At 44.7% G+C, this 2,585-nt stretch carries 3 protein-coding genes; 2 read left to right on the top strand and 1 reads right to left on the bottom strand.

What is annotated here, in order from left to right; translation table 11 throughout:
* The coding region (locus F6K20_RS33525; protein WP_287297658.1) for an ABC transporter ATP-binding protein at positions 1-855 on the bottom strand (855 nt) is incomplete at its 3' end.
* Between the two features lie 174 nt (positions 856-1,029).
* Between F6K20_RS33525 and F6K20_RS33520 the strand changes: the two genes are divergently transcribed.
* Both F6K20_RS33520 and F6K20_RS33515 read left to right on the top strand, forming a co-directional pair.
* On the top strand, positions 1,030-2,079 hold the full coding sequence (locus tag F6K20_RS33520) for a DUF1565 domain-containing protein (protein WP_008180492.1): 1,050 nt from the start codon (positions 1,030-1,032) through the stop codon (positions 2,077-2,079).
* The coding region (locus F6K20_RS33515; RefSeq protein ID WP_287297656.1) for an S-layer homology domain-containing protein at positions 2,009-2,585 on the top strand (577 nt) is incomplete at its 3' end. The genes F6K20_RS33520 and F6K20_RS33515, both read left to right, overlap by 71 nt.

The following is a 2,585-nucleotide window of genomic DNA, read 5'->3' as shown; positions in this document are numbered from 1 at the left end:
TGTCACAGCTGCAATATCCCGTGCGGGTTCTGCTCCCGGTGCTGATACGATGTGGAATAAAGATCGTCCGCCAGGTAAATTGTGATCATTAACCAGTTCCACCAGGCAAACTCCTGGTATAACTTGTAATAATTTCTGTAACTCCTGTGCATCACCATCTATTTCTAATTCATAACCTGATCCCCCGGTTAACTCCGCCAGTAACTTTTCTGGACTATCTGTTGCTACAATTTTGCCTTCATTGATGATAGCTACCCGGCTACAGGTCATACTCACTTCTGGTAGAATGTGGGTTGAGAGGATAATAGTATGGTCACCAGCAAGGCTCTTAATTAAGTTACGGACATCAATAATTTGCCGAGGATCAAGACCGACTGTAGGTTCATCTAAAATGATGGCCGGTGGGTCATGTACAATCGCCTGAGCGATACCCACCCGTTGACGGAAGCCCTTAGAAAGCTTGCGGATCAGTAGCTTGGCCTTGCTCGTTATGTTACAGCGCTCCATGGCAGTTTTGACCTTAGTAGTGCGATCGCCTGCAGCAACACCTTTAATACGGGCAACAAAGTGCAAAAATCCTTCAACGGTCATGTCCGGATACAGTGGCGGAAATTCCGGTAAATAACCAATTCGGCGTCGTACTGCCATAGAATTTTCATGAACATCATAATTAGCAATTCGGGCAGTACCATGGGTTGCTGGTAAATAACCTGTCAAAATTCGCATGGTAGTGGTTTTCCCTGCACCATTCGGTCCAAGGAACCCTAGGATTTCTCCTGGTTCAACCCTGAAAGTAACATTCTCTATCCCTGGGGTGGTGCCATAGATTTTGCTTAGATGCTCTACTTCTATCATATTTTTAAGTATTACGTGTTAAGTATTAGGTATTAAGTATTATCTGTTAAATGTTAGGTGTTGAATATTAACTATTAAGTATTGTTAATAAACTATTAAGTTTAAATTATTACCTGTTAAATATTAGGTGTTAAGTATTACGTGTGAATTGTTAATTGCCATTTACTGACTAATATGGTTAAATCTATTATTCACGTTAACCCAGTCACTGGTAAGGATAGCGATACTGGTGATACTGTTCCGTTTAAAACCTTGACTAAGGCACTTTCTATTGCCACTGCTGGAACTACCATTCACTTAGCCGCTGGTACCTATAATGCTGCTAGGGTCGAAGTTTTTCCTCTAGTTATTCCTAAGATGGTAATGGTTCTCGGCAATGAACCGACCAAAGGTAAGGATATTGTGATTTCCGGCAGTGGGAACTATGTCAGCCCCACGTTTAATCGTCAAAATATTACCATCCGTTTGGATTCCAAGGCCCAATTAAGAGGAGTAACGGTTACTAATCCGGGCAAATTGGGGACAGCGCTCTGGATTGAATCTACCTCACCGATTATTGCCAATAATACCTTTACTCGCTGTGGTCGTGAAGGGATATTTGTTACTGGCACAGCCAAACCCATGATTCTGGATAATGTATTGATCGCTAACGCTTCCAGTGGCATCTTTCTGGTGCGTAATGCCAAAGGGGAAGTGCGAGGCAATGTTTGTCAAAAGACTGGTTATGGGATTGCCATCAGCGACTCGGCTGCACCGTTAATAGCAGATAATAAAATACTAGGTAACCGAGCTGGAATCGTTTTGATGCGTCAGGTGCAACCAGTATTGCGTCGTAATCTGATTGAGAACAATACTCATGGTGGTTTAGTGGTTAATGGTAGGGCTAGACCAGATTTAGGCAATTCTCAAGACCCAGCGGGTAATATCCTGCGCAATAATGGTAAGGCTGATCTCCAAAATAGCACCTCTGTCAGCTTAGTTTCGGTGGGCAATCAGCTCAATCCATCTAGAATTGAGGGTGCGGTAGAGTTACGTTCATCTCAAGTTCCAGTCCGACAGACTGGTCCATTTCAATTCAGTGATTTGGCAGGTCATTGGGCAAGCCAGTTTATTGGAGAATTAGTGATTAGAGGACTAGTTAGTGGCTTTGGAGATGGCACATTCAAGCCAGAAGCCAACCTCACGCTTAGCACAGTATGCAGCAATTATTGCCAAAACATTTGAAAGCCCACGGCAGGTGGGTAAAGGCAGAGGGGAGTTTGTGGATTCGAGCGCGAAATTTTGGGCATCACAGGCAATTCGGAAAGCAGCAGTTATGGGTTTTATTTCCGGATTCCCCGATCGAACATTTCGCCCCCAGCAAAATCTGACCAGAGTGCAAGGTCTGGTATCCCTAGTGAAGGGTTTGGGGTTAACAGGTGGTGAGTCTAGCGAACTCGGGTTTTATCGCGATCGCACTCAAATTCCCAGTTATGCTACCCAAGCGGTAGCCACAGCAACTCAAAGACGAATGGTAGTGAATTATCCCCAACCCAATCAGCTCAATCCCATGAGGCCGATTAACCGTGCTGAGGTGGCAGCATTGATTTACCAAGCATTGGTAGCCACAGGCTCTGCAGATGCGATTGGCCGTAGGCCACGCGGGGCGCGTTCACATCTCCTTATATTGTTAACCCTAACCCTGACATTACCTCCTTTAGCGATATACCTGGACACTGGGCAGAAGATTT

Origin of the sequence: Moorena sp. SIO2C4 (assembly GCF_010672485.1) — a bacterium.
GTDB lineage: Bacteria > Cyanobacteriota > Cyanobacteriia > Cyanobacteriales > Coleofasciculaceae > Moorena > Moorena producens.
This window is presented reverse-complemented; position numbering and strand designations above follow the sequence as displayed.